Annotated in this window: 18 protein-coding genes; 7 read left to right on the plus strand and 11 right to left on the minus strand. The window is 71.1% G+C overall.

Going from position 1 to position 20889, the window contains the following annotated elements:
* Positions 1-37 precede the first annotated feature (37 nt).
* Positions 38-1024 carry an MBL fold metallo-hydrolase gene (locus JR065_RS15255; RefSeq protein ID WP_206235154.1) on the plus strand — a complete coding sequence of 329 codons (987 nt, stop codon included), beginning with the start codon at positions 38-40 and terminating at the stop codon, positions 1022-1024.
* A gap of 172 nt (positions 1025-1196) precedes the next feature.
* Here the strand turns inward: JR065_RS15255 and JR065_RS15260 are convergent, their stop codons facing one another.
* On the minus strand, positions 1197-1442 hold the full coding sequence (locus JR065_RS15260) for a hypothetical protein (protein ID WP_206235155.1): 246 nt from the start codon (positions 1440-1442) through the stop codon (positions 1197-1199).
* Between the two features lie 351 nt (positions 1443-1793).
* Positions 1794-2411, minus strand: a complete 618-nt coding sequence (yihA, locus tag JR065_RS15265) for a ribosome biogenesis GTP-binding protein YihA/YsxC (RefSeq protein ID WP_206235156.1) — start codon at positions 2409-2411, stop codon at positions 1794-1796.
* A 171-nt stretch (positions 2412-2582) separates the two neighbouring features.
* Between yihA and JR065_RS15270 the strand changes: the two genes are divergently transcribed.
* The 4 genes from JR065_RS15270 (at position 2583) to JR065_RS15285 (ending at position 5858) form a co-directional block, all read left to right on the plus strand.
* Complete coding sequence (locus JR065_RS15270) at positions 2583-3386, plus strand: c-type cytochrome (protein ID WP_206235157.1); 804 nt, start codon at positions 2583-2585, stop codon at positions 3384-3386.
* A gap of 84 nt (positions 3387-3470) precedes the next feature.
* Positions 3471-4115 carry a thiol:disulfide interchange protein DsbA/DsbL gene (locus JR065_RS15275; RefSeq protein WP_206235158.1) on the plus strand — a complete coding sequence of 215 codons (645 nt, stop codon included), beginning with the start codon at positions 3471-3473 and terminating at the stop codon, positions 4113-4115.
* Positions 4116-4225: 110 nt separating this feature from the next.
* Positions 4226-5053: a thiol:disulfide interchange protein DsbA/DsbL gene (locus tag JR065_RS15280; RefSeq protein WP_206235159.1), complete on the plus strand. Its 828-nt coding sequence runs from the start codon at positions 4226-4228 to the stop codon at positions 5051-5053.
* Positions 5054-5090: 37 nt separating this feature from the next.
* Positions 5091-5858 (plus strand): endonuclease/exonuclease/phosphatase family protein, encoded by a 768-nt coding sequence (locus tag JR065_RS15285; RefSeq protein ID WP_206235160.1) that lies wholly within the window; start codon positions 5091-5093, stop codon positions 5856-5858.
* Positions 5859-6271: 413 nt separating this feature from the next.
* On the opposite strand, the gene JR065_RS15290 is transcribed toward JR065_RS15285, so the two are convergent.
* Positions 6272-9163 carry a TonB-dependent receptor gene (locus JR065_RS15290; protein ID WP_206235161.1) on the minus strand — a complete coding sequence of 964 codons (2892 nt, stop codon included), beginning with the start codon at positions 9161-9163 and terminating at the stop codon, positions 6272-6274.
* A gap of 590 nt (positions 9164-9753) precedes the next feature.
* Here JR065_RS15290 and JR065_RS15295 point away from each other — a divergent pair.
* The gene (locus JR065_RS15295; RefSeq protein WP_206235162.1) at positions 9754-11715 is read left to right on the plus strand and encodes a transglycosylase SLT domain-containing protein; all 1962 of its coding nucleotides are present in this window, start codon (positions 9754-9756) and stop codon (positions 11713-11715) included.
* 118 nt (positions 11716-11833) lie between these two features.
* Positions 11834-13075, plus strand: a complete 1242-nt coding sequence (locus JR065_RS15300) for a multifunctional CCA addition/repair protein (RefSeq protein ID WP_206235163.1) — start codon at positions 11834-11836, stop codon at positions 13073-13075.
* A 4-nt stretch (positions 13076-13079) separates the two neighbouring features.
* On the opposite strand, the gene JR065_RS15305 is transcribed toward JR065_RS15300, so the two are convergent.
* The 8 genes from JR065_RS15305 to JR065_RS15340 all read right to left on the minus strand — a co-directional run bounded on the left by JR065_RS15305 (position 13080) and on the right by JR065_RS15340 (position 20833).
* Positions 13080-14108, minus strand: coding sequence for a S41 family peptidase (locus JR065_RS15305; protein ID WP_206235164.1), 1029 nt, complete (start codon positions 14106-14108; stop codon positions 13080-13082).
* A 50-nt stretch (positions 14109-14158) separates the two neighbouring features.
* Positions 14159-14968: a fructosamine kinase family protein gene (locus JR065_RS15310; RefSeq protein ID WP_206235165.1), complete on the minus strand. Its 810-nt coding sequence runs from the start codon at positions 14966-14968 to the stop codon at positions 14159-14161.
* 120 nt (positions 14969-15088) lie between these two features.
* A complete protein-coding gene (locus JR065_RS15315; protein ID WP_206235166.1) occupies positions 15089-15445 on the minus strand; it encodes a DUF7716 domain-containing protein in 357 nt (118 codons plus the stop codon).
* The gene (gene nagA / locus JR065_RS15320; protein ID WP_206235167.1) at positions 15442-16599 is read right to left on the minus strand and encodes an N-acetylglucosamine-6-phosphate deacetylase; all 1158 of its coding nucleotides are present in this window, start codon (positions 16597-16599) and stop codon (positions 15442-15444) included. Before nagA ends, JR065_RS15315 begins: the two co-directional genes overlap by 4 nt.
* Positions 16599-17627 carry an SIS domain-containing protein gene (locus JR065_RS15325; RefSeq protein WP_206235180.1) on the minus strand — a complete coding sequence of 343 codons (1029 nt, stop codon included), beginning with the start codon at positions 17625-17627 and terminating at the stop codon, positions 16599-16601. The genes nagA and JR065_RS15325 overlap by 1 nt, the downstream gene beginning before the upstream one ends.
* An 8-nt stretch (positions 17628-17635) precedes the next feature.
* Complete coding sequence (locus JR065_RS15330; RefSeq protein WP_206235168.1) at positions 17636-18703, minus strand: LacI family DNA-binding transcriptional regulator; 1068 nt, start codon at positions 18701-18703, stop codon at positions 17636-17638.
* Between the two features lie 43 nt (positions 18704-18746).
* Positions 18747-20033 carry a sugar MFS transporter gene (locus JR065_RS15335; RefSeq protein WP_206235169.1) on the minus strand — a complete coding sequence of 429 codons (1287 nt, stop codon included), beginning with the start codon at positions 20031-20033 and terminating at the stop codon, positions 18747-18749.
* A 44-nt stretch (positions 20034-20077) separates the two neighbouring features.
* On the minus strand, positions 20078-20833 hold the full coding sequence (locus JR065_RS15340) for a GntR family transcriptional regulator (RefSeq protein WP_206235170.1): 756 nt from the start codon (positions 20831-20833) through the stop codon (positions 20078-20080).
* Positions 20834-20889 lie beyond the last annotated feature (56 nt).

Here is a 20889-nt window from a genome sequence, read left to right on the forward strand (position 1 = left end):
GTACCGCGGCGCTGCCGCTTCGCACCGGAAGATCCCGATGACCGTTTCCCTGTTGCGCCCGCTGGCCTGGCTGGCCCTGGCCGCGTCCGTGTCGATCCCGCCCGCTGCGGGCGCGGCCGCGCCGGACGCGCCGGACGCGCAAGTCCCCGGCTACTATCGCCACGTGGTCGGCACGCTGCGCGTCACCGCCCTGTTCGACGGCACCGTGCCGCTGTCGCGCCGCGAGCTGGGCAACGTCGATGCCGCCACCCTCGGGCGCCTGCTCGACCGCCGCTACGTCCCCGAAGACGACGACGGCCTGCAGACCGCGGTCAACGCCTACCTGATCCAGGACGGCATGCACCTGACCCTGGTCGATACCGGCACCGCCGCCTGCTTCGGCCCTGGCCTGGGCCAGGTGCTGGCGAACCTGCGCGCGGCCGGCTACACGCCGGCGCAGGTGGACGACGTGCTGCTGACCCACGCCCATCCCGACCACATGTGCGGCCTGCTCGATGCGCAGGGACAGGCCGCCTACCCCAACGCCACGGTGTGGCTGAGCGCGGCCGATGCCGCGTACTGGCTGGATCCGGCCTCGCAGGCCACCGCGCCGCAGATGCTGAAGTTCGCCTTCCCGCTGGCGCGCGCGGCGGTCGCGCCGTACCAGGCGCAGGGCCGGCTGCGCCGCTTCGCGCCCGGCGCGGTCCTGCCCGGCGGCGCGGTGGCGCTGGATACGCATGGGCACACGCCCGGCCACGTGTCCTACCGCTTCGACGGCGGCGCCGGCAGCCGGCTGCTGGTGTGGGGCGACCTGGTGCACTACCACGCGGTGCAGTTCGCGCAACCGCAGGCTTCGTTCGAGTCCGACAGCGATCGCGACGCGGCGATCGACGCGCGCAAGAAGATGCTGGCGCAGTCCGCCGACGGTCGCTGGTGGGTGGCCGGCGCGCACCTGCCGTTCCCCGGCCTGGGCCATGTGCGCCGCGACGGCGCGGCCTTCGCCTGGGTGCCGGCCGAATTCGCGCCGCTGCCGCCGGCGCGGTGAGCGCGGCGGCGATCGGCTCAGGTCGGAAACAAGGAATTTCTGCCGGCTCCCTACGTGCCGGCGCCGCCGTGCGCCCCGCTCCACGGCGGGACGCTTGCCCGGCACGGGCGATCGGCCGCCCGCGCCTGGCCCGACGCGGGCGCGGTTCGCATGCTGGCCGACGGGTCGCCGGCTAGGGCGCGCCGGAACGCGGAGATCTTTTTGCAACCGAAGTGAGCCGTCCCAGGCCGTACCCAAGGCTGCCGACGAGCACCAGTGCGCCGCCTGCGATCCGCGCCAATTCCTGTGCCTGGTGATCCGGAACAAAGAACGCGGTGACGGCGATGAGCAGCAGTCCGGCAAGAACCGCCGCCTTTCCTATCCGCATCGATCCGGCTGCGATCTTGCCGGTTCTTCTGTCGTCGATGCCGGTCGTCATGGGTTCCTCCGTAGCGGGCCGAGTCGAGCTGGAGTCGCGACGCGGGCCGGGCTTCAGCGATGGAACGGTCTGCGGCCGTCGCCACACGGGCGCGCGGTCCGCACTGAACGCTGCCCGCGTCGGTCACGGGATCGTGAGCTGGCCCCCAACGGCGAGCTGGCGCCACAGCCGCCGGGGCGAACCATCTTCGCATGGCCCATCACGTGCCTGCGAACCGCATAGCTTGCGGCGGCAGCATGGAAGCTGTCCGCCTGCGTCTGCGGGACGCCATGCGGCAGGGCGGCATAATCCGCCTGGCAATGGCGCCGGCGATGTTCCGGCGGTTCCAGAACGGCGCCGTCGGATGAAGGCCTATTCGGCCGCCGCCGTCTCCAGCCCCAGCCAGCCGCCGACGATGGCGCGGGCCTCGTCCACGCCCTGGCGGGTCTCGCCGGAGAAGGTCTGCACGCTGACCGTGTCGCCGAACGCGCTGCCCAGTTCCTTGCGCACCTGCTGCAGCGCCTGCGCCTGCTGGCCGCGGCCGAGCTTGTCGGCCTTGGTCAGCAGCGCGTGCGCCGGCAGCCCGCGCTGCACCGCGTAGCCGAGCATCTGCCGGTCGTAGTCCTTCAGCGGATGGCGGATGTCCATCACCACCACCAGCCCGCGCAGCGCCTGCCGGGTGCGGAAATACTGGTCGATGAACGACTGCCAGTGCGCCTGCAGCTCCAGCGGCACCTTGGCGTAGCCGTAGCCGGGCAGGTCGACCAAGTAGCGCTCCGGCTGGACCTGGAAGAACACCAGCTGCTGGGTGCGGCCGGGCGTCTTGGACACCCGCGCCAGCGCGTTCTGGCGGGTCAGCGCGTTCAGCGCGCTGGACTTGCCGGCGTTGGAGCGGCCGGCGAAGGCGACTTCCCAGCCCCCATCCTCCGGCAGCTGCCGGTGGTTGTGGGCGGAAAGCAGGTATTGGGCACGTTCTAGGAGTAGCGACATGGCGCTAGGATCGCACGTTCGGCGCCGATGCCGTCCGCCGGCCCCGCATTCGCCGGGTCCGCGGCGGCGGCCGGACCGGCGTTCGTTGACCGGCATGGCGTCGCGAAGGGATAATCGCGCGACATGCGGTTGCCGGCCCGGCTCCCGCTGGGGTCACACGGAGCTTCAGCAATGCGCCACGCTCGCGTTCTTGCCTTTGCCGGTCTAGCCGTTTCCGTCGCCGCCGCGGTCGCGTTCGCGCAGACCGCGGTGGTCCCGATTCCCGACAACGCCCCGGTGCGCACCGCGCCGCTGGAAGGCGACGTCAGCAAGGCCGCCTGGGGCGACGCCAAGGCCGGCCAGGCCAAGGCCGCCGCCTGCGCCGCCTGCCACGGCCCCGACGGCAACCCGGCGCTGGCGATGTACCCGCGCATCGCCGGCCAGAGCGAACGCTACAGCGCCCGGCAGATGGCGCTGATCGCCCATGGCGAGCGCACCACCGGCGCGGTCGCGGCGATGGTGCCGTTCGTGCAGCCGCTGACCGCCCAGGACATGCGCGACATCGGCGCGTACTTCGCCACGCAGAAGGCCGCCGCCGGCATCGCCGACGACACCGTGGTCAGCGAAGGCCCCTACGCGGGCATGAAGTTCTACGAGATCGGGCAGAAGCTGTACCGCGGCGGCGACGCCGCGCGCGGCATCCCGGCGTGCATGGCCTGCCACGGGCCCACCGGCGCCGGCAATCCCGGCCCGGCGTATCCGCACCTTGGCGGGCAGCATGCCGACTACGTGGCGCGGCGCCTGCAGGAATACCAGGCCGGCACCACCCAGGAACGCGACCCGGCCCTGTTCAAGATCATGTCGCAGGTGGCGCAGCCGCTGACCGACCAGGAGATCAAGGCGCTGGCCAGCTACCTGCAGGGCCTGCACGACCGCGCCGACGATGCCGCCGCGGCGCAGGCGGCCGCCCCTGCCGCCACGCCCGCGCGCTCCTAGCCGCGCCGCCGGGCGCGGCGGCGCCGACCCGTTGCCCCCACGCCGGTCGCTCGACCGGCGTTCGTTTTTCACCACGGAGACCGCATGAACCTTCTGCCCCGCCTGCTGCTGTGCTTGCTCGCCCTGCTGCCGCCGATCGCCCTGGCGCAGTCCAGGCCCGCCGCCGTGGTCGAAGGCGAGGACTACGTGCTGATCGCCAACCCGCAGCCGTTCGCGCCGCTGGCCGGCAAGATCGAGGTGGCCGAGGTGTTCGGCTACACCTGCCCGCACTGCGCGCACTTCGAGCCGCTGCTGGAGGCGTGGGCCGCCAAGCAGCGCAAGGACGTGCGCCTGACCCTGGTGCCGGGCGCGTTCGGCGGCATCTGGGACAACTTCGCCAGCGCGTTCTTCGCCGCGCAGCAGCTGGGCGTGCAGTCGCGCAGCCACCGCGCGCTGTTCGAGGCCATCCACGACACGCGCAGCGTGCCGGTACAGAACGTGTCGCCGGAAGAGCTGGCCGCGTTCTACAAGGCCTACGGGGTGGAGCCGCAGCGCTTCGTGCAGGCGTTCAACAGCCCGCAGGTGGCCGCCCAGGTCAAGGCCGCGCGCGAGTTCGCGATGCGCACCGAAGTCACCGGCACGCCGTCGCTGGTGGTCAACGGCAAGTACCTGGTCAAGGGCAAGGGATTCGAAGACATGCTGCGCATCGCCGATGCGCTGGTCGCGCGCGAGCGCGCCGCCGCCAGGTAGGCGCGTCGCGCGACGGCGCTTCATCCGCGCCGTGGCATGATGATGGGGTTGCCTGCCGCGTCCTTGGGCGCGGTGGGCCGTCTTCCCCTTTTCATGCTGGAGATGCATCGATGAAGACCCGCTTTGCCCTGACGCTGCTGGCCCTGTTGCCGATCCTGGTGGCGTGCAAGGCCCAGGACGGCTCCGCCGATACCGCCGCGCCCGCGACCCCCGCGGCCCCCGCCACCGCGCAGGACGCGCCGGCCGCCGATGCCGCCGCGCCGGCGCCGCAGCCTGCAGCGCCGCCGGCCGACGCCGCGACGCCCCCCGCCGACGCCGACAGCGCCGCCGCGCCGGTCGCGCCGCGCTCGCCCAACGGCCCCGAGCCGGTCGCCGGCACCGACTATGTCGACATCCCCGGCGGCCAGCCGTTCCAGCCGACCAACGGCAAGATCGAAGTGACCGAGGTGTTCGGCTACGTCTGCCCGGCCTGCGCGCGCTTCCAGCCGCAGGTGAGCTCGTGGAAGGCCGGCCTGCCGTCGGACGTGCGCTTCGTCTACGTGCCGGCGATGTTCGGCGGCACCTGGGACGACTACGCGCGCGCCTTCTACGCGGCCGAGGCGCTGGGCGTGCAGGAGAAGACCCACGACGCGCTGTACAAGGCGATCCACCTCGACCAGACCCTGAAGGGCGAGCGCGGCCGCGACTCGGTGCAGGACATCGCCGGCTTCTATGCCAAGCACGGCGTGGACGCCAAGCAGTTCGCCGACACCATGAGCAGCTTCGCCGTCGCCACCAAGACCAACCGCGCCAAGCAGTTCGCCACGCGCAGCGGCATCCAGGGCACGCCGTCGCTGATCGTCAACGGCAAGTACCTGGTCAAGGGCACCAGCTACGACGACATGCTGCGCATCGCCGACCACCTGATCGCGCGCGAGCGCGCCGCGCTGGCGAAGTAACCCCCCCGACGACCATCGCCGCAGGCCGCCCCACGCCGTGACCGATCCAAGCACCCGCACGTTGCGCGTACTCACCGCCAACATCCAGGCCGGCTCCAGCACCCGCCGCTACAGCGACTACGTGACCCGCAGCTGGTCGCATGCGCTGCCGGCCGGGCGCAAGCGCAACAGCCTGGACGCGATCGCGCAGCTGGCCAGCGACCACGACATCGTCGGCCTGCAGGAAAGCGACCCCGGCAGCCTGCGCTCGGGCTTCACCAACCAGACCCACTATCTGGCCGAGCGCGCCGGCTTCAGCTATTGGAGCCATCAGCCGAACCGGCGCATGGGCGGCGTGGCGTCCAGCGCCAACGGCCTGCTCAGCCGGCTGGAGCCGGTCGAGGTGCAGGACCACGCCCTGCCCGGCCGGCTCGGCGGGCGCGGCGTGCTGCTGGCCAAGTTCGGCGACGGCGCCGAAGGCCTGGCCGTCGCGGTGGCGCACCTGTCGCTGGGCGCCACCTCGCGCCTGGCGCAGCTGGCCTTCATCGCCGAACTGTTGTCCGACCATCCCAATGCGGTGCTGATGGGCGACTTCAACTGCGTGGCCGACCGCCCGGAAATGCAGGCGCTGTACAAGCGCACCCGGCTGCAGCCGCCCGGCTGCGTGGTACCCACCTTCCCCAGCTGGGCGCCGCAGCGCGCGATCGACCACATCCTGGTCAGCGACGGCCTGCGCTGCGCGGAACAGCGCGCGGTGCCGGCTGCCTTTTCCGACCACCTGGCGCTGGCGATGCAGATCGAAGTGCCGCAGTCGATGCTGCGCTAGCGGCGTTGCTGCGGAGCGGCTCCGGGTGCCGGTATCGATCGCGATGGGCATCTCGGTAGAGCCCGTCGCGGCTGAAGCCGCTCCTACAAAACGACCACAATCGCCTGAGCCGCCGCGCAGCACCACGCGCTGCGTCCGGATTTCGTCGAACAGCGCGGTCAGGCCGTCGCGGTCGGCGAGGGCGGCGGCCGTCAGCGCTCTTGCCAGCTTTCGATGAATTGTGGGAGCGACTTCAGTCGCGACAGGCCTTGCGGTAAAGCCCGTCGCGACTGAAGTCGCTCCCACAGGGCGGGGCATGCGGTTTACCGTCAGACGCATGCCGGGAGGGACTGCGGTCGCGAGGGCATCGTGCCCCGGCAAGCGCAGTCGCTCCCCATGCCTGGTCGTCTTCCTTCACAGGAAGCCGGAACCCGCTAGAACTTCAGGTCCGCGCGCACGTACAGGTAACGCCCGCCGGGAATGTCGTAGGTGGACGCGTCGTAGCCGTTGAGCGAGCACGACAGGCAGATCGGCGGGTCCTTGTCGAACACGTTGTTGACGCCGCCGCTCACGGTCAGCCCCTTCAGCCAGTCGAAGCGGTAGCCCAGCTGCAGGTCGTGGTAGGTGATCGCGTCCAGCGTGTTGGTGCCGGCGGCCTGGTCGCTGCACACCGGGAACGCCACCGCGTCGCCGCACTGCTCGGTCAGCTCGGAGATGTGGCGCACGGTCCACGACGCGTTCCAGCGCGCCAGGCTCCAGTCCAGGGTCAGGTTACTGGTCCATTCCGGGATCGCGCTGTCCACCACTTCCACGCCCGGTTCCTGCGGCTGCACCTGGCCGGCGGCGCCGGTGGCGACGTAGCGGGTGACGAAGGTGTTCTGCCAGCCCAGCTTGAAGCGCCCGGCGGCGGTTTCCGGCGAGGTCCAGAACAGGTCCACGTCCCAGCCGTCGGTCTTGATCGAGCCCAGGTTGGTCAGGCGGTTGTTGAAGCCGTTGATGCCGCCGGTGGAGGCGCGGGTGATGCCTTCGCAATAGGTCGGGTCCAGCGTGTCCACGCACAGGTCGAGCTGGGTCTGGGCGTTGATCGCCTGGATCGCGCCTTCGATGTTGTGCCGGTAGAAGGTCACTTCCACGTCGAAGCGGTCGGACCACGGCACGTTGCTGGCGAACCACGGGCTCCACACGAAGCCGGCGCTGAAGCTGCGCGCCATTTCCGGCTCCAGCTCGCGATTGCCGCCGGTGGTCACCGAGATCTGCGAGTTGGCCTGCTGGTAGCCGGCCGGCGCGCCGAGCGCGGCGCAGTTGGCGGCGCTGCCGCGCGGCGGGGTGCCGCCCAGGCCGATCGAGCACGGATCGGACAGGGTCAGGTCGGCGCGCGCGGCCGAGCCGTACAGCTCGCCGATGGTCGGCGCGCGGAAGCCTTCGGCGTAGCTGGTGCGCAGCACGAAGTCCGAGGACACCTGCCAGCGCAGGCCGTACTTCGGGGTGAACTCGCCGCCGAAGGTGGAGTAGTCGGAGTAGCGTCCGGCCAGGCTCAGGTCCAGCTTGTCGCCCAGCGGCGAGTCCGCGAAGATCGGCACGCTCAGTTCGAGGTAGGCCTCGTTTACGTCGTACTCGCCGGAGGTCGGCAGCGACGGCACGCCGTTGTAGCGGCCGGCCACGGTCAGCGGATCGGGCTGGTACCAGCCTTCGTACTTGCGGTGCTCCACGCCGGCGGCGAAGGACACCGCGCCGGCCGGCAGCTGGAACAGGTCGCTGCTGAGGTTGGCGGTGAACTGGGTCAGCTCGTTCTGGCTACGGTCGCGCACCACCGGCTGGATCCAGCGCAGCATGTCCGGGGTGATGGTGCCCGGCCCTCCGAAGATGTTCAGCGGCACGCAGCCGGCCACCGCGGCGCACGCGGCCGGATCGCCAAGCGCCAGGTTGACGTTGTAGATGTTGTAGCTGCCGTAGTTGGTCTGCTCGGCCTTGTTCTTGCTGTAGGCGCCGTTGACGTCCCAGAACCAGGTGCGGTCGGCGGTCTCGAAGCTGCCGACGAAGCCGGTGCCCACGTACTGCGTGTCCACGCGCTGTTCGAACACGCGCGCCCCGCCCTCCACCGGGCGCCGCCCGATCATGATCAGGTTGCTGGCCGAGTCCAGGTCGAAGCCGAACGGGTTGTACGGGTTGGCGGCGGAAATGAAGATGTTGTCGGCCAGCGGATTGCCGGTGCCGGCGTCCGGGCCGAGGAACAGCGGCTCGGGCGCGGCCTGGTTGGTCGACTCGCGGCGGTTGCCCAGCACCTTCAGGTACCACTGCACGTCGTCGTTGAAGAAGAAGCGGAACTGGCCGAACACGCCCTTGCGCTCGGACGGGGTCAGCAGCAGGTTGGAGGCGGCGAAGTTGTAGCGGTCGGCGGTGCCGAAGCAGTGGTAGTCGTCGCTGCGCGTGCAGCCGGCGCTGCCGTCGTAGGCCGGCGCGGTGGCGCCGCCGTTCGGGGTCAGGTCCTGCTCGGCGCCGGTGTTGGGATCGACGAAGATGAAGCGGCCGGTCGGCGTGGCCGAGCTGCCGAACGCCAGCCCGGTCTGCGGCACCGGGTACAGCGACTGCTCGCGGTCGCGCGCGTAGATCGGGTCCTGCTTGGTATAGCTGGCGCCTAGGAACAGGCTGGTGCGGTCGGTGCTGTGGCCCCAGGCCAGGTCGAAACCCTTGCTGGCGCCGTCGCCCTTGTCGTACTGGCCGTAGTTCAGCGTGATCTGCGCGCCGTCGAACTGGCGCCGGGTGATGATGTTGACCACGCCGGCGATGGCGTCCGAGCCGTACAGCGACGAGGCGCCGTCCTCGAGCACTTCGATGCGCTCCACGATCGCCAGCGGGATGGTGTTGAGGTCGGTGGACGAGCCCACGCCCGACGCGGAGGATTCATTGACCCAGCGCATGCCGTCGACCAGCACCAGCACGCGCTTGGCGCCCAGGTGGCGCAGGTCCACCTGCGCCGAACCGGCGCCGACGCCGCTGCCATCGGGCGGGAAGCCGAAGTTGCCGGACGAATTGAACTTGGCGTTCAACGCCGAGCCCGACGCGGTGAGCTCCTGCAGCACGTCGCCGATCGAGTTCAGGCCGGTGCGCTCGATGTCGGCGCGGCTCAGGGTCTGCACCGGCACCTGGCCTTCCAGCTCGGCCTTGCGGATGCGGGTACCGGTGACCTGGACGCTGTCCAGGGTGGTGGCGTTGGACGCGTTGCTTTGGGACTCGGACGCATCGGACTGCGCGAAGGCGACGGGCGCGCTGGCCGACAGGCACAACAGGACGGCAGAAGCCAAAGAATGGCGGTGCAGGTAGTTCATCCGAATCTCTCTCCAGAATGGATGTGGGTCGGCCGCAGCGACCCCCTGCACCGCGGCGGCGTCCTCGCCTTTGTAAACAAATCGTAAAGGCATCGCAAGCGATGACGGCCGATTGGGACCCTTCCGGCCGCGACTGGACGATTTGGTAGACGATCACTCCGGCACAAGCGGCCGTCCCCTGGGCGATGGGAACGAACCTTGCCGAGGAGCCGCCGACGCCGGGATACCGGGTCGGCACGGGAGACAGCGCCCTGCCGCGGGGCGCGATGCTCTTATCGCGCACGTGACGCAGCGGGCACAATGCAGCGCGGCCAAGCACCGGCGCCCGAGCCGCACCATGGGGAGTCGGGTGCAGCGGGCTCAGCGCCAGCAATCACACGGCACGCGATCGCATCCGCGCCGCCGTCGCCCGGCAGCGCACCGCACCCGGCCATGTATCGCCTGCGCGCCTGATCGAGCGGCGGCGCAGACCGCGCGCGGCGCGCGGCGCGATGCGGCCGCGACCAGCGCAACGTGCATCACGCCGCCCGCGCAGCGTCGCCGCAGGACGCTGCCACGATGATTCAGGCGCGTTCGGTATAGTTCCGCGCATGATCCTGCGTACCTCTTTGTTCGTACTCGCCGCCGCGCTATGCGGCGCCCTGCCCGCCCGCGCACAGAACCTGGACGCACAGCGCCCGGCGCTGCGCGCGGCGATCGACGCCGCCGAGCGCGGCCAGTTCGACCCCGCGCAGGCCGCCGCATTCAAGCAGCATCCGCTGTATGGATGGCTGGAGTACGCCGACCTGCGCCGCAACATCGACCGCGTATCCGACGCGCAGGCGCAGGACTTCCTCAGGCGCTACGCCGGGCAGCCGGTGGCCGAGTCGTTCCGCGCGCTGTGGCTGCCCGCGCTGGCGCGGCGCCAGGACTGGCCGGCGCTGCTGGCGGCGTGGAAACCGACCGACAACGCCGGGCTGCGCTGCGCCGAACTCAACGCGCGCCAGGCCATGGGCCGTGCCGATGCGCAATGGGTCGGCGAAGCGCAGGCGCTGTGGCGCAGCAGCGGCAAGTCGCTGCCGGACGCCTGCGACGCGGTGTTCGCGGTGCTGCAGGCGCGCGGTGGTTTGAACGATGCGCTGCGCTGGGCGCGGGTGGAAGCGGCCGCCGATGCGCAGCAGCCGGCGGTGATGCGCAGCGCCGTGCGCGGCCTGCCCGCCGCCGACCTGGCCCTGGCCAACGACTACGCCGCGTTCCTGGACACCGTGCATGCGCGTGCGCTGAACTGGCCGAAGACCGAGCGCAGCCGCAAGGTGGCCGTGGACGGGCTGGAGAAGCTGGCCAAGACCGATCCCGATGCCGCCGAGCGGCAGCTGCCGCAGTTCGCGCAGGCGCTGCAGCTGAGCGAGGCGCAACGCGGCCAAGTGCTGTACCAGATCGCATTGTGGACGGTGGCCTCGTACGGCCCCGATTCGGCGCGCCGGCTCAACGCAGTGCCCGACAGCGCCTACGACGAACGCCTGCACGAATGGCGCGCGCGCGAAGCGATGGCGCGCGGCGACTGGCCGGCGGCGCTGGCGGCGATCCGCAAGATGGCGCCGGCGCAGCGCAACGACTCGCGCTGGCAGTATTTCGAGGCGCGGCTGGCGGAAAAGACCGGCAGCAACGGCGAGGCGCAGCGGCTGTATCGCGAAGCGGCCAAGACCGCCACCTTCCATGGCTTCATGGCCGCCGACCGGCTCAAGCAGCCGTACGCGCTGTGCCCGTGGAAGCCGAACGACAGCACGCAGGCGCAGGCCGCGGTCGCGCGCGACCCGGCGCTGGTGCGCGCGCTGGAGCTGTTCAAGATCGAGCGCGCGGGATGGGCCGTGGCCGAGTGGAACGATGCGCTGACCCGCTTCGACGACACCCAGCGGCGCATCGCGGTGGAGGTGGCGCGCGACAACGGCTGGTTCGACCGCGCGGTGTTCTCGCTGGGCAAGCTGCCCGACGAACAGCGCCTGTACTCGCTGCGCTTTCCGCTGCACCACGATGCCGTGATCCGCCGCGAGGCGGCGAAGAACGCGATCGACCCGGCCTGGGTCGCCGCCGAAATCCGCGCCGAGAGCATCTTCAATCCCAAGGCGCGCTCGCCGGCCAACGCGATGGGGCTGATGCAGGTGCTGCCGGCCACCGGCGCCAGCGTCGCGCGCAACATCGGCCTGGCCGGCTATGGCGGCGCGGCCAGCCTGTACGACCCGGACACCAACATCGCCATCGGCAGCGCCTACCTGCGCCAGCTGCTGAACACCTACACCCTGCCCTACGTGACCATCGCCGCCTACAACGCCGGTCCCGGTCCGGCGCAGCGCTGGCAGGGCCAGCGCCCCGGCCACGACGCCGACTTCTGGATCGAGACGATCAGCTACAAGGAAACCCGCGAGTACGTCGCGCGCATCCTCGCCTTCAGCGTGATCTACGACTGGCGCCTCAACGGCGACGCGCTGCCGGTCAGCGACCGCATGCTCGGCCGGCTGGACGCGCCGCGCAAGAAGTTCGTGTGTGCGGCTGCGAGCGCCGCGGCCGCGCAGTGAAAAGGCAACGGGCAATGAGCCATCGCAACAGCGCCGCGGCGTTCCGCTCGCGGACGATCCGGCATCCGCACACGGCAGCCGTTGCGAGTCCCCGGTCCCGAGTCCCGAGTCCCGACGCATGAAGACCTACCTCGTCGGCGGCGCAGTCCGCGATGCCTTGCTCGGGCAGACGCCCGGCGACCGTGACTGGGTCGTGGTCGGCGCCACCCCGCAGCAGATGCTCGATGCCGGCTACAAGCCGGTGGGGCGCGACTTCCCGGTGTTCCTGCACCCGCACAGCGGCGAGGAGTACGCGCTGGCGCGCACCGAGCGCAAGTCCGGGCGCGGCTACCGCGGCTTCGTCGTCGATGCCGATCCGGCGGTGACGCTGGAGGAGGACCTGCAGCGCCGCGACTTCACCATCAACGCGATCGCCCGCGACGAGGACAGCGGCGCGCTGGTCGACCCCTACGGCGGCGCGCGCGACATCGAGCGGCGCGTGCTGCGCCATGTCGGCCCCGCGTTCTGCGAAGACCCGCTGCGCGTGCTGCGCGCGGCGCGCTTCATGGCGCGGCTGGCCCCGCTCGGCTTCCAGCTGGCGCCGGAAACGCTGGCGCTGATGCGGCAGATGGCCGCCAGCGGCGAACTGGACACGCTGGTGCCCGAGCGGGTCTGGCAGGAACTGCGGCGGGTGCTGCAGTCGGCGCAGCCCTCGGCCTTCCTGCGCACGCTGCATGACGCCGGCGCGCTGCGCGCGGTATTGCCCGAGGTGGACGCGCTGTACGGCGTGCCGCAGCGCGCCGAATTCCATCCGGAGATCGACACCGGCCGCCATCAGGAACTGGTCAGCGACATGGCCGCGCGCATCGCCCCCGGCGATGCGCTGGTCGGCTTCGCCGCATTGGGCCACGACCTCGGCAAGGCGCTGACGCCGCCGGAAGAATGGCCCCGGCACGTGATGCACGAGCAGCGCGGCGTGGCCCCGCTGCGCGCGCTGTGCGAGCGGCTCAAGGTACCGCAGGACTACCGGCAGCTGGCGCAGCTGGCCTGCCGCGAGCATCTCAACGTGCACCGCCTGGCCGAGCTGCGCGACCGCACCGTACACGAGCTGCTGCAACGCTGCGACGGCTTCCGCAAGCCCGAGCGCATCGCGCAGCTGGCGCTGGTGTGCGAGGCCGACAAGCGCGGCCGCCTCGGCAGCGAGGACGCCGACTACCCGCAGGGCCGCGAACTGCAGCGCCTGCATGCCGCCGCGCTGGCGGTCAATGCGCGCGACCTGGGCGAAGGCCTGCAGGGTCCGCAGATCGGCGAAGCGCTGGCCAAGGCGCGCATCGCCGCGATCGCACGGGCGCGGCAGGCGCCGCAGCCGCCCGGCGCCTGATCGCTCAGCGCTCGCCGCCGGCGCAGCGGCCCTGCGTGGCCAGCCAGGCCTGCGCCTGGCTCACCGTGGTGTCGATCGCGCCCGGATCGACCGCAATGCGCTGATCCGGTTGCAGCGCCTGCAGATACAGCTGTCCGCTGCGGTCGCGGTGGTAGGCGCTGGCGATCGCGAGCATGCTGCCGTCGGGCAGCCGCAAGGACTTGTTCGCCGACACGCGTCCGTCGCTGGGCAGGCCGAAGCTGCGGGTAGCGGCCCGTCCGCGAAACGCAACGACGACCGCTTCGCCCGCACTGGAAGTGCGCGGCCCTTGCAGCACCGCCACCGGCACCTGCCGCAGGTCCGGCCAGCGCTGCGCGTCCGCCAGCGGCGGGCGCGGCGCCGACCACGGCTGGGTGCTGCCGTCGCGGCGCTGCATGCTGCCCAGCACGCCATCGCCCAGCAACGGGCGCAACGCGGCCAGCATCGGCCACATGTTGCCGCCGGTGTCGTTGCGCAGATCCACCACCCAGCCGCAGCGCGCCTGGGGCGCGGCCTGGGCGATGGCGTTGCCGATGCCGGCGGCGAACGCCTGCTGGGTGGCCTGGTCGGTGGCGGTGAACCCGGGCATGGCGACGTAGCCGGTATCGCCACGCAGCAGCAGGACCAGCGGCAACGGTTGGGCGGCGGCGCCCGCGCCGGGGCCGTCACCCATCCACGCCGCCGGCCTCAGGAAGCTGTGTCCATCGCCCAGGGCCTCGAGCAGGACCCGGATCGCCGGATAGGCCTCGGCCGGCGGCGCGCCTGCATGCACCATCGCGCGCAGGCGCGGCTCGGTCTGCGACCAGTCGATGCGATCGACATGGTAGGCATGCTCGCGCACCAGCGCGATCGCCTTGTCGAGCATCCGCACCGCGTCGGGCGCCTGCTCGGCGGGGATGGCCTGGGCCTGGGCGGGGACAGCTGCCGGCGCGGAAGCGGTATCGGCGAGGGCGTGGATGGGCAGGCCGGCCATCGCCAACAGGCAGGCACAGGCGCGCAGACAGGCGGGTTTCATTCGGCGTCCTTGTCGCAATGGTGTGTCCGCTCGCCGCGGAGTGCCGAATCCTACCCGAAGCGGCGCAGCACCTGCTGCACCTTCGGCAGGTAGCCCGCGCCGAACAGGTTCAGGTGATTGAGCAGGTGGTAGAGGTTGTAAAGCGGCGCGCGCTCGCGCCAGTCCTTCGCCAACGGCGCGTGTTCGGCATAGCTGCGCAGCAGCGGCGGATCGGGCTCGCCGAACAGCACCAGCATCGCCAGCTCGGCCTCGGCCCAGCCGTAGTGCGCGGCGCCGGCATCGATCAGCGCCGGGCGGCCGTCGCCGGCGCAGTGCAGGTTGCCCAGCCACAGGTCGCCGTGCAGCAGCACCGGCGGCTGCGCCGGGATCAGCTGCGGCAGGCGCGGGTACAGCCGCTCCAGGCGCGCCGCGTCGGCGGCGGCCAGCGCGCCGTTGCGCACGGCGCGCTCGGCCTGCGGGCGCAACCGCCGTTCGACGAAGAAGCGGTGTCCGTCGCGATCGCGGCGGTTGTCCTGCGGACTGTCGCCGATGTAGCCGTCCCGGTCGAAGCCGAAGCGCTCGCCGGCGATGCGATGCTGCCGGGCCAGGCCGGCGCCGGCCAGCGCGGCGAAGTCGCGATCCGGCGGGCCCTGGCCGAGGTCTTCGAGCAGCAACCAGTCCGCGCCCTGCGCGTACACCCGCGGCACGCGTAGTCCGCCGGCATCGCGCAGCGCGCGCAGGCCGCGCGCCTCGGCGGCGAAGAAGTCGGCCGGCATGTCGCCGCGGCGCTTGCACACCGCACGGCGGCCGTCGCGCAGCGTCAGCCGGTGCAGGCCGTCGCGCGCCGGCAAGGCGAACTGTTCGCTCGTGTCCGGTTGCATTGGAGCAAGCTAACGCAGGCCGCGTGTGCGCCGCGCCATCCCCATTCCGCCCTGCGCCCTTGGCAGGCACGCATCAAAAACGGCACGGCAACGGATCGGTGCCCATTCGCTGGACGGCGATCAAGCCTCCATGAAGTCGTCGTATTCCCGGTAGTGATTGATCGCCTGGATCAGGACGTCGCTACCGGCGGCCATGTCGTGCTTGCGGACGACCTGCGAGATGGCGCGAAGGGTCTGCACATCGAGCCAGGTTTCCACGTCTTCTTCAGCCAGGGCCTGGGGGATGGTTTCCCCGGCGCTGTTCTGCACCGTCCGGCCGGCTTCTTCGAGTTCGTCGAGTTCGTCTTCGGCGATCAGATAGAACACCGCGTTTTCCGGCTGCCGCGCCCATCCATCCACGTTGGTATAGACCCAGTGGTTGTCGGTCACGGTGTCCAGGGCATCGAGCAGCACGGCGACGCCGTGCAGCCGTTTCATCGCGGACTGGTTTCCATCGCGCCGGCGATCCAGGTGCGCTGCACCTGCAGCGCGTCGTCGAGCAGCACCAGGTCGGCCTGGTAGCCGGCGGCGATGCGGCCGTAGCGCTCGTCCAGGCCCAGGCACTGCGCCGGGTACAACGAGGCCATGCGTGCGGCCTCGTCCAGCGCCACGCCCAGCCACCGCACCGTGTTGCGCACCGCGCTGGCCATGTCCAGCGCCGAGCCGGCCAGCACGCCGGTCGCGTTGCGCACCACGCCGTCCACGTTGGTGATGATCTCGCCGTACAGCTCGTAGCTGGGGTCGTCGGCGCCCACCGGCGGCATCGCGTCGGTGACCAGGAACAGCTTGCCGCGCGGCTTGGCCGCCAGCGCCACGCGCAGGCTGGCCGGGTGCACGTGCACGCCGTCGACGATGATCCCGCACCAGGCCTCGCGGTCTTCCAGCGCCGCGCCGACCGCGCCGGGGTCGCGCCCCTGCAGCGGCGACATCGCGTTGTACAGATGGGTGAAGCCGCGGATGCCCGCATCCAGGCCGGCGCGCGCTTCCTCGTAGCTGGCGGCGGTATGCCCGGCGAACACGTGCGCGCCGCGCCCGGCCAGCGCGCGGATGCTGTCCAGCGGCACCCGCTCCGGCGCCAGCGTGATCACCGTGGCGCCGTTGTCCAGCGAGGTGGCCAGTTCGATCTCGCCGGCATCGGGCACGCGGAACTTGTCCACGTTGTGGGTGCCCTTGCGCGCCGGCGCCAGGTACGGGCCTTCCAGGTGGATGCCGAGCACGCCCGGCACGCCGTCGGCGATGGCCTGGCGGGTGGCGGCGATCGCCGCGCGCATCACCTCCAGGTCGTCGCTGATCAGCGTCGGCAGGTAGCCGGTGGTGCCGTAGCGGCGGTGCGCCTGGCCGATGCGGCGCAGCGCGTCGACGTCGGTGCGGTTGTTGAACAGCACGCCGCCGCCGCCGTTGACCTGCAGGTCGATGAAGCCCGGAAGCAGGATGCCGCCGTCCAGATCCAGCTGCGCCGTCGCCGCGGCCACGCGCGCGTCGCCATCGTCGACCACCGCGGCGATGCGCCCATCTTCGATCAGCACGCTCACGCCCTCGAGGAATCCGTCCTCGCCGAGTACGCGCGCATTGCGCAGCGCGGTCGTCGCCATTACACCGTCTCCGTCACTTTGTTCAGATGCGGCGGCAGGTCCGGGTTGTAGCCGCGGCGCAGCGCCAGCGCGTTGATCGCGCGATAGAAGCTCTGGATGGTCAGCAGCGGCGCGCACACCGGATGCGGCGCGGCGGCCAGCGGCAGGTCGCCGCCGGCGCTGGCCAGCCACACCTGCGCGCCGCGGCCGCGGAATTCCTCGGCCAGCGCGCGGGTGCCGGCGCCGGTTTCGTCCGGCTGCGCGAACGCCAGCACCGGGAAGCCGGGCCCGACCAGCGCCATCGGCCCGTGCTTCACTTCCGCCGAGCTGTAGGCCTCGGCATGCAGGCCGCAGGTTTCCTTGAACTTCAGCGCCGCTTCCTGCGCCGCGGCCAGGCCCAGGCCGCGGCCGAGCACGAACAGGTTGTGCGCACCGGTCAGGCCCGCGGTCAGCGGCGACCAGTCGGCCTGCCAGGCCGCGCGCAGGGCCTGCGGCAGCGCTTCCAGCGCAGCCAGCAGCGCCGCATCGTTCTTCCAGTAGGCGCCCAGCTGCAGGATCGCCGCCAACGAGGCCAGATAGCTCTTGGTCGCCGCCACGCTGCGCTCGGGGCCGGCGCCGAGCGGGATCACCGTGTCGGCCAGCTGCGCCAGCGGCGAATCCTCGACGTTGACCAGCGCCACCACCCGCGCGCCGGCGGCCTTGGCCGCCTCGGCGTTGCGCAGCAGGTCCGGGCTCTTGCCCGACTGCGAGATCACCACGTACAGCGCGCCGCGCAACCGCAGCGGCGAGGCGTACACCGAACCCACCGACGGCGACGCCGACGCGGTGACCACGCCGAGCTGGGTCTCGAACAGGTACTTGGCGTAGGTCGCGGCGTGGTCGGAGCTGCCGCGCGCGCAGGTGACCACGAACGGCGGCGGCTCGGCGCGCAGCGACGCGGCCAGCGCGCTCACCACCGCGTGGTTGCGCGCGAACTGCGCGGCGACGACGTCGGCGGTTTCCGCGGCCTCGCGGAACATCAGGGTTTCGGTTTCGGTGGGCAGCGCCATGGGCAGGGTCATGTGGGGTCGGGGGAAGACGGGCGGCGGGATTGCGGCTGCATCGGCGCGGTCGAGCCGCGCACCACCAGCTGCGGGACGAAGCCCTGGTTGTGCACCGGGGCCGGATGGTCTTCGTAGGCGTCGCTACGCAGCTGGCTGATCAGCAGCCGCGCGGCGTGGCGCGCGATGTCCTCGGTGGCCTGCTTGGCGGTGGTCAGCGCCGGCCACGACTGGCGCGAGAACGGGCTGTCCTCGAAGCCGGCGATGGACAGGTCGTAGGGCACGTTCATGCCCGCCGACTTGGCCGCGGCCAGCACGCCGGCGGCGATCTCGTCGTTGGAACCGAAGATCGCGGTGGGCGGCTCGCGCAGCGCCAGCAGCCGCCGCGCGCCGCGGAAGCCGTCGTCGAAGGTGTAGTCGCCGGGAATCACCAGGTGCTTGTCCAGGGTGATGCCGTAGTCCTTCAGCGCCGCTTCGTAGCCGGCGTAGCGCTCGCCGCTGGAACGGTGCGAGGTGCCGCCCCACAGGAAGCCGATGCGCTGGTGGCCGAGCTGGATCAGGTGCTCGGTCACCTCGTAGGCGGCGTCGCGGTCGTCGACGTAGACGCAGGGGCCGTCCTTGGGGTCCTCGGTGGCCGCGATGATGCGCACGGTCTTGATCCCGCGCGCGGTCAGCGCCGCGACCAGCTCGGCGCGCTCGGACATCGGCGCGGTCAGCACCAGCCCGGCCAGGCGCGAGCGCTGGGTCCACTCGGCCAGCTCCTCGGCCAGCATCGGCGAGGTCGAGTCGCACGGATGGATCTGCAGGCCGAAGCCGGTCTCCCGGCACGCCGCCAGCACGCCGTTCTGCACGCCGATGATGTGGTACGGGTTGGGATTGTCGTATACCAGCCCGATCACGAACGGCGTGCCGCTGCGCAGGTTGCGCGCGGACGGATCCGGTTCGTAGTCCAGCTCGGCGATGGCGTGCAGCACGCGCGCGCGCGTGGCCTGCATCACCGACGGTTCGTTGTTGATGACGCGCGAGACGGTCTTCAGCGACACCCGCGCCCGTTCGGCGACATCCTTGATGGTAGGTCTACGCATGCTGCGGCCCTGCACTGTCTGGATTGCTGCCCATGATGCGCGATCAGGCGCGGGCGGTGGCCTGGCCGACGCGATGGCCGATCAGGGAGTAGAACAGGATGTACAGGTAGCACGGCACCATCAGCAGCAGGAACACCGCCTGGAAGTCGAAGTGCTGCTTCAGCACCGCGAACAGCTGCGGGATGATCGCCCCGCCGGCGATGCCCATCACCAGCAGCGCCGAGCCGATCTCGGTGAAACGGCCCAGGCCCTTGATCGCCAGCGGGAAGATCGCCGGCCACATCATCGCGTTGGCGAAGCCCAGCGCGGCGACGAACCCCACCGACACGTAGCCGTGGGTGAAGTACGCCCCGGCCGAGAACAGCACGCCCAGCACCGCCGACACGCTCAGGTAGCGGGCCTGCGAGATCACCCTGGGGATCAGCAGCAGGCCGGCGACGTAGCCGGCGAGCATCGCCGCCAGGGTGTAGGAGGTGAACAGCTTGGTCTGGTCCAGCGGCAGGTGGAAGCCGTTGCCGTAGGTGCCGATCGCGTCGCCGGCCATCACTTCCACGCCCACGTACACGAACAGGCACAGCACGCCCAGCCACAGGTGCGGGAACTGGAAGATGCTGCTCTTCTGCGCGGCGGCGCCGGCACCTGCGCCGACCGGGGTGGCGTTGGCCTCGGCGGCCTTCAGTTCCGGCAACGGCGAGAACAGCACGCCGATCGCCACCAATACCAGCACCCCGGCCATCACCAGGTACGGCGCATGGATCTTGGCCGCGAACGCGGTCAGCAGCGCCTCCTTGGCGGCCGGGTCGGCGGCCTGCACCTGCGTGGCCAGGTCGCCGACGCCGTGCAGCACCAGCGTGCCGATCAGGAACGGCGCCAGCATGCCGGCGATCTTGTTGCAGATGCCCATCACCGCGATGCGCCGTGCTGCGCTCTCGATCGGGCCGAGGATGCTGATGTAGGGATTGATCGCGGTCTGCAGCAGCGCCAGGCTGCTGCCGATCACGAACAGGCCGGCCAGCGCGCCGGGATAGAAACGCTGGGTGGCGAACTGGCCGAACGCCGCCGCGCCGGCCGCCATCACCACCAGGCTCAGCGCCAGGCCCTTCTTCATGCCGGTGCGCTTGAGGATCCACGACGACGGCAGCGCCAGGAAGAAGTACGACAGGTAGAACACCATCAGCACCAGGAACGCATTGACCTCGTCGAGGTCGAACGCCAGCCGCACGAAGGTGATCAGCGGGCCGTTGATCCAGGTGAAGAAGCCGATGATGAAGAACAGCAGCCCGACGATGGCGATCGAGGCGAAGGGACTGGCAGGCCGTGCGGTGGTCATGGGCGGCGGGCTCCGAGGAATACAGATGGCGAGGGAACGGCGGGTTACCGTCGCAACTCCGCGACGAAATCGTAGTAGTCGTTGTGGCAGTACGTGTCGGTCAGCTCGATCGCGCTGCCGTCGCGGGTGTAGCCGACCCGCACCACGTGCAGGATCGCCTCGCCCTCCTTCATGCCCAGGTGCCCGGCCAGCCGCGCCGGCAGGTTGATCGCGCGGAAGTACTGCAGCGCGCGCACCACCGGATGGCCGTGCTCGTCCAGGTGGGCGTACAGCGAATCGCCGACCGCCTGCGGATCGGGCACCACGCGCTGCGGCAGCACCGCCTGTTCGTAGGCCATCACCCGGCCGTCGGCACTGCGCAGGCGGGTCAGCGAGGCGACCACGGTGTCCGGCGACAGCCCCAGGCGCAGGATTTCCTCGCCGTGCGCCGGGCGCATGCGCCGCTCCAGCCAGCGCGTGCCCGGCTCCAGGCCCTTCATCCGCAGGGTCTCGCTGAAGCTGGCCAAGCCGCTGAGCTGGTGCTGGATATGCGAGGTGATGAAGGTGCCCGCGCCCTGCCGGCGCGACACCAGGCCCTGCTCGACCAGCGCGTCCACCGCCTGGCGCAGGGTCACGCGCGACACCTGCAACTGCTCGCACAGCTGGCGCTCGGCCGGCAAGGCCTCGCCGGGCTTCCACTGGCCGGCCTTGATCGCGTCCACCAGCTTGCTTGCCAGCTGCAGGTAAAGCGGGGTCGGCGCGCCCGGGTCCACCGCCAGCGCCGCCAGCCTGGGATCGGCCTCCAGCTTGGGCTTGGTCATCGTGCTCGCTCCAGACCGCATGGATTCGTTATGTCCAATATAGTACCAATTCGCAG

Origin of the sequence: Xanthomonas sp., assembly GCF_017163755.1 — a bacterium.
In the GTDB taxonomy this organism is placed as follows: Bacteria; Pseudomonadota; Gammaproteobacteria; order Xanthomonadales; family Xanthomonadaceae; genus Xanthomonas_A.